Raw genomic sequence first — 6,369 nt, forward strand, 5'->3', positions numbered from 1 at the left:
CTATTAACGCCCCGTGCCACCGAGCCGCAGATCCGCCTGTAGAAGGAATTCGCGCCCGTAGATGTTGTAGTTGTCGTTATTGAAGTACGGGTACAGCACGTCGCCCATATCGCTGGGCGGCATCTTGTTGGCGATGTTGTTGACCAGCAGGGACAACGCCAGGTTGCGCGTGGGATGGTAGGTAGCGCTGGCGTTGAAGGTGATCCACGGCGACACGCGCGCAGCGCCAGGCGTGCCGATGCCGGTGATGGTGGCCGCGTAGTTGGGCGAGGGGCCGTAGCGATGCCCGTACAGCGTGCCGCTCCAGCGGCCACCCGGGCTGGTCCAGGTGGCGCTGCCGCTGGCGATGCTCTTGAACTCGGTACTGTATTGCGCGTTGGCAAGCTGGTTGATCGGCGCCTGCCCGGGCGCGATCTGATAGGTGTGCTTGAGCATGTCGTTGTAGTCGAGCTGCAACGTCAGCATGCCGGCATGAAACAGCGCGAAGCGATAGCGCGCGCTGCCCATGACGGACTTGGTGACCTCGTTGGAAAGATTCGCGTAGTAGGTGATGACGCTATTGATCGGTCCATGCGCGCCTTCGCGCTGCACTTGGCCGAGCGCTGTGCCGCAGGCGGTCGAGGCGGCATCGAGCTGGCCGAGCAGGCATTGCGACTCGGTACGCAACAGCAGGTCGAGGTCTTGCTGCACGACTTCGTTCTGGATCGCGATGTGCAGGTAGTCGAGGCTGAGATCCAAGCCTTCCACCGGCGACCACACCGCACCCGCCGTCCAGCTTTGCGCCGAGGTCGGTTGCAGTTTGGTGTTCGCCAGCGTCGTGCCTTGCACGTAGTACTGATACGCCGAGCCGCACGTTGCGCTGTGCGCTTGCGCGCAGAAGTAGTAGTCGGTGGCGAGCGTGAAGAAATCCGTGGGGCCCAGATAAATGGAAGAAAGATCCGGCGCCTTGAATGACGTGGTGTAGTTCGCGCGCAGTAGCAGGGAGTCCACTGGCCGATACTCCGCGCCCAGTTTGTAAGTGAACTTGCGATTGTCGTTGCCGCGATCGATGGCGTAGTAGTCGTAGCGGCCGGACAGGTCCAGGGTCAGTGCTTTGAGCAACGGCAAGTTCAATTCAAATGCGGTGGCGGCATGAAAACGCTGTCCGCCGCCGCCGGTGGCGGCATGCTCGTAAATCTCGCCCTGGGTAAACAGGGGGTTGCGCGGCTGGTACCACGCTTCACTGCCGCCCTCGGCCAGCACGGCAAAGCCGGCATCGCCACCGGGCAGGGCAAATAGCGATGCATTGCTGAGCGTGGCGCGCGTATCGTTGATCCAGGTGTTGCTGAAATCGCGGACCCCTTGCGCGAAGCTCGCATATTGCGCAGGCGTGATTGCGCGGAAAAAAGTCGCGATATCCGGGTCGTAGATAGGGATGCCGTTCTGCGGATTGACGCCAGCCAGCGGTCCGAACACGCTGCCGAAATACGCATCGATCCTCGATTTGATCCACAACGGTTCGACCTCGGCGGTGCGGTCACCGGTACGCAGGTAATAGATATCCCAGTTCCAGCCCGAATCACCCCAATTGCCATTGATGCCAAGATCGGCCTGATAAAGCAGGTCGTTCTGCCGCACCATCTGCCCTGCGATCCCGCCGGGCATTTCTTCCGGCGCGAAGCCTCTTTCGAAATACAGATAGTGGCCGGTGGCGCCGTCTTCGATCAGTTGATGCGGAAAGTCGTCGCTCGACCAGTAGGAAATGCCCGGGAACCAGCGCTGCTGCTGCCAGTTCGCCATCGCGTCGGCATAGAGCCGGACATCGTCGGAAACCTGATACGCAAGCTTCAGCATCCCATCCAGGTTGCGCAGCTGATTGCTGTAGGTGGTGTAGCCATCCACTTTGCGCGAACCGCAATAGATGCCGGGCGGACTGGGCGGCTGGGTGGGAAGCGGCATCGTGCTGCTGCCAAACAGCTGATTGGCGCAACCGTTCGGCGGCGTCACATTGCTGAGCGCGTGGCCGGTAAACGTCTGCGCCGTACCGTAATCGAGAATGGCGGACTGCAACTGCGGCACGTCGTCGTTGGCCGTCAAGGAACGTTGATAGCCCCAGATCGGCGAGGCGTTGTCGAACTGCAACGCACCGAGCACATGCCATTTGCCGGCGTCGCGCCCATACACGCCGCTGATGCGTTGATTGGCGCCGCCGCTATCGGAGTAGCCGCCGGTACGCACGGATATCTCCCCGCCATCCAGGTGCGACCTGGTAACGATGTTGATCACGCCGCCGATTGCCTGCGAGCCGTAGATCGACGAAGCGCCGCCCGGCATCACATCGATGTGGTCGATCAGTGCGACCGGAAAATTCGCCACGCTGGTGAAGTTGATGGTGCCGTTGTAGAGCTGGCCGAAGTTCGCCACTGGCTTGCCGTCCAGCAGGATCAGCATGAACTGCGGCCCCAGCCCGAACAGGCTGATCGGTTGCGCGCCCTGCGTGAACGATCGTGCCGCTTGCGGTCCTTGCACCGGGCCGGTGGCCAGTACCGAGTTCTGCAATGCGTCCGACAGATTGTTGAATCCGCGCGCGCGGATGTCGTTCGCGGTGATGGTGAAGGTGGGCGTGGCGGTCTGGATGTCGGCGTTGCTGATCAGCGAGCCGCTGACGGTGACCGTATCGAGCGTGCGCGGTTTCTCGATCTCCATCTTGCTGACAGGTGCTGGTGTGGACGGCGCATGAAACGTTGCCGCGGGTTCCAGCACGAAGGTGGCGGCATTGATGGCTTTACCGCTCAATCCCGTGCCGGTGAGCAATAGTGTCAATGCCTCGGCGGGCAGCAGGCGCCCGGAAACGCCGCGCGTGGTTTTGCCCGCCACCAGCGACGGGTCGTAGACAAGTTGGAGATCGCCTTGTGCCGCGAGTGTGTCCAGCGCGTTGCGCAACGGGCCGGCGGCAACGGCGTACGTTTGCGTCTTGGCGACGGATTCACCGGCCAGCGCTGGCGGCACCGGCAGCACGGCGATGCTGCCGAGCAACAGCGGACGCATGCCGGCGATGGCGTGACGGATCGCGGAGGCAAACGCTCCAGCATGACCCATGATGCGCGGCAAGCGAATCCGCGGCATCCAACCACCACCACTCCCGCGCATGCCGCTCTTCAGCCTCCCCGTCCCATCCCCACAAAGGGACATGTCCCCGCCCCAAGCTCCGGGCAGTTCGATCATAGGGCAAGGCGCGCGCTGATTGCTCCCCTGCGGCAGCAGGAGAGGGCTGGGGTGGGGTTGCTTGGGCTTGAGCGTGCGGTGGAATGCCACCGGATAACCTCGGCTTGAAGCAGCAAGCGGGCAATGTGCACGGTTTGCGACGTGAGGCTTTCGCCGCTCGCTGCGCTCGCACCCCGCCCCAACCCTCCCCTGCACGCAGGGGAGGGAGCGCATTTGCCGCACGGTCAGAACGTCAGGCTCCAGCTGTTGAGCGTGCCGTAGTCGCCGTAGTACTCCGGATCGTTATCGATCACCTTCAGCTTCCACGTGCCATTGGCCGGCACTGACGACGCATTCACGGTCCAGGTGGTGTTGATGTTGCCGTCATCGCCGTAGTCGGGGTTCTGCAGCACCGCGTAAGCGCCGTTCGGTGCGACCAGCTCGATGGTCAGGTCGCCCGACCAGTTGTGCGTGATGCTGGCGTGCACCTTCAGCGTGGCCGGTGCATTGCCGGACAAGCCGCTCACCGCGATGCTGCTGCTGACGGTGGCGTTGTCGTTGATCACCACCTGCTTGGCATTGCTGAATACGCCGCCGGTACCGCCGCCACTGCTGCTGCTCACCGTCACCGAGGTGGATTTGGTGTTGGTCGCGCCGGTGCTGTCGGTGACGGTCAAGGTGACGGTGTACGTGCCGGCCGCCGCATAGGTGTGGCTGGGGCTGGCCGACGTGGACGTGCCGCTGTCGCCGAAATTCCAGGCATACGAGCTGATCGTGCCGCCGGTATCGGTGGAGCTGTTGGTGAAGCTCACCGTCAGCCCATTCACCGTATCGGTGAAGTTCGCCACCGGATTGCCGGTGCCGCCACCGCCCGTGCCGCCACCGCTGCCGCCCCAATACTTGGTGACGTAGGCGTTGAACTTGGCGATGTCCAGGCTGCCCCAGCCGGTGGTGTTGTCGTAGCCCGCGGCGGCGTTGTAGCCGTAGCCGTTGTAGCCGTTGTTGCCCGAGGTGACGTCATGCAGCGGCGTGGCATCCTTCGGGAAGTAGGCGTACATGTTCTGCGTCGGCAGACCCAGCGTGTTGTTGTTGGCCGATTCGATACGCGCCCACAAACCGACGAACAACGGCGAGGCCAGGCTGGTGCCGCCGACCTGCTGGTTGGCCTGGCCGTTGATCACGATCAATGCGCCCGAGCTGGATGCCGCGTCGAATGCCACGTCCGGCAGTTCGCGCTTGGTGACGGATGAGCCGAGCGCCGTGGTCTGCCAGGCCGGCGCGCTTTCGAACAGGCTCACGCCGCCACCGGTCGCCCACAGGCGCTGGTTGTTGTCGCCACTGCCCGGATTGACCGCGGCAAGGCCTTCGTTCCACACCGTTTCGCCCGACCAGGTCGTGGTGCCACTGGTACTGAGCGCGGTGCCGCCCACCGCCACCACATTCGGCGAGGTTGCCGGTTCGCTGACGCCATAGTGGCTTAGATCGATCTGTACCGTACCGCTGGAATTGGCGACGTAGCCGGGCGCGCCGGAGGTTGGATCGCTCGACCACTGATACACGCCCGCATCGCCCGAAGCGATCGAGAACGTTTGCCCCTGCGCAACCGCTTGCGCGAACACCTTGTCGTCCGCTGCCTGCGTGCCGGAGTTGTTGGCCGCGGTTTCGTCTTCGCCCAGCGAAACGTTGACGACCTTCGCCACGTTGTCGGTCACCGCCTTGTTGTACGCAGCGGTGATGGACGCGTCGGTAAGCTGGCTGTCCTGGCTGTCGCCGTTGATCGCCGCGTAGAAGATCAGCTGCTTCACGCCGCCGGACATCGCCACGATGTCCTGGCTATCCAGGTCCCATTCCGACGGATCGCCGTCGTTGGCCAGCGTGCCGCTGCCTCCAGCGACTGTCTTCGTGTTCACCGTGGCCATGCCGGCGCTGCTGGTGAACGTGTTCAGATCGCTGATCGTCTGGGTCATGTCACCCCAGGTGATGATGCCGACCACCGTGTTGGATGCCGTCGGCGTGCTGCCGGCATCGTAGATCTTCGGGAAATCCGTCGGGTTGTGGCCCACTACGCCGGCGGTAGCCTGTGCCTTGGCCGCGTCGCTGCTGATGCGATGGGACATCACGTGCGGCTTGGCGTAATCCTGCAGGCCGAGCACGCCATCCACGATGCCGCCCAGCGATTGCGGCACGGTCACGTCGGTGCCGTTGGCGAAATGCTGCTTGCCCTTGAAGCTGAAGGTCTTCATGTTGGCGTTGAACGCGGCATTCGCGGTGGCAGCGGTGCCATCTGCCGAGACCAGCAAGTTGTTCGCGGCCACCTTGATGTTGGTGAAGCCGGATGCCTGCATGTGCGCGACTACCGCCTGCACCTGCGCATCCGTCGGTGCGTATTGCGCCTTGAATTGCGCGGGCGTCAGGAAGTGATGGTAGTTCGCGCTGCCCGGCTGATTCACCGAGGCGAGAAAACTCTGCAACTGATCGACGTTGCGCAGGTTGAGGCTGACTTCCACGTGCAGCGGCTTGCTGGCTTGCAGCGGCGCGATCTGCGTGGCGTCGATGGACGGATGCCCGGTCATCACCAGCGTGGACACCGTGTTGCTGACGTTTTGAATGCCCGCATGCGTGCGTGTGCCCACGCGCGTGCCGGCGGCGTTTGCCGTCGACAGCAGTGCCAGCGACAAGGCTGCCGGCAACAGCAATGGACGAATCCCCAAAAGCGCGAAATGTTTCGACATGTATGAACTCCCTCGATTTTTTTAAGGGCAAGCGAACCCGATGCGGCTCGCAAGCCCCATGCGATAGTTGTTGCCGCGCGTGCGGCAGGTCGATTCACTTACGATGCCGGCGACGTCGAATGAATCATCAACGGCTGCGTCCCCTCGATCCCTCCACGCAAGCCGTGTTGCAGCGTCGCCGATTCTTAAGACGCGTGCGGAGAAGACAACCCTACCTGATAGCTGCAAGCTTGCGAGGAGCTTGCGTGATGTATCGCGCATGACGTGCATGTGCGATGACGTCACATGCATGCGATGAAATGATGCTTACGGCAATCGATATGAGCCGTCATTCCCGCGAAAGCGCACTGCTGTCCGGGGAAAAAGAAGTTCTTCAGAAATGCGCGGGCATAGCACCCGGCATCGAAAATTTTCCATGGAAATTCAGTGCCATCAGCTCGTCATTCCAGCGAAA

General features: G+C 62.6%; 2 protein-coding genes. Both read right to left on the bottom strand.

Going from position 1 to position 6,369, the window contains the following annotated elements:
- Window positions 1-3 precede the first annotated feature (3 nt).
- Window positions 4-3,105 carry a TonB-dependent receptor gene (locus tag V7M64_RS09425; protein ID WP_333678831.1) on the bottom strand — a complete coding sequence of 1,034 codons (3,102 nt, stop codon included), beginning with the start codon at window positions 3,103-3,105 and terminating at the stop codon, window positions 4-6.
- A gap of 323 nt (window positions 3,106-3,428) precedes the next feature.
- A complete protein-coding gene (locus tag V7M64_RS09430) occupies window positions 3,429-5,915 on the bottom strand; it encodes a protease pro-enzyme activation domain-containing protein (RefSeq protein WP_333678833.1) in 2,487 nt (828 codons plus the stop codon).
- Window positions 5,916-6,369 lie beyond the last annotated feature (454 nt).

Origin of the sequence: Dyella sp. (assembly GCF_036746095.1) — a bacterium.
In the GTDB taxonomy this organism is placed as follows: domain Bacteria; phylum Pseudomonadota; class Gammaproteobacteria; order Xanthomonadales; family Rhodanobacteraceae; genus Dyella_B.

Excerpts from the sequence above, each read along its gene's own strand:
- V7M64_RS09425 (WP_333678831.1), bottom strand. The coding sequence starts at position 3,105 with ATGCCGCGGATTCGCTTGCCGCGCATCATGGGTCATGCTGGAGCGTTT.
- V7M64_RS09430 (WP_333678833.1), bottom strand. The coding sequence starts at position 5,915 with ATGTCGAAACATTTCGCGCTTTTGGGGATTCGTCCATTGCTGTTGCCG.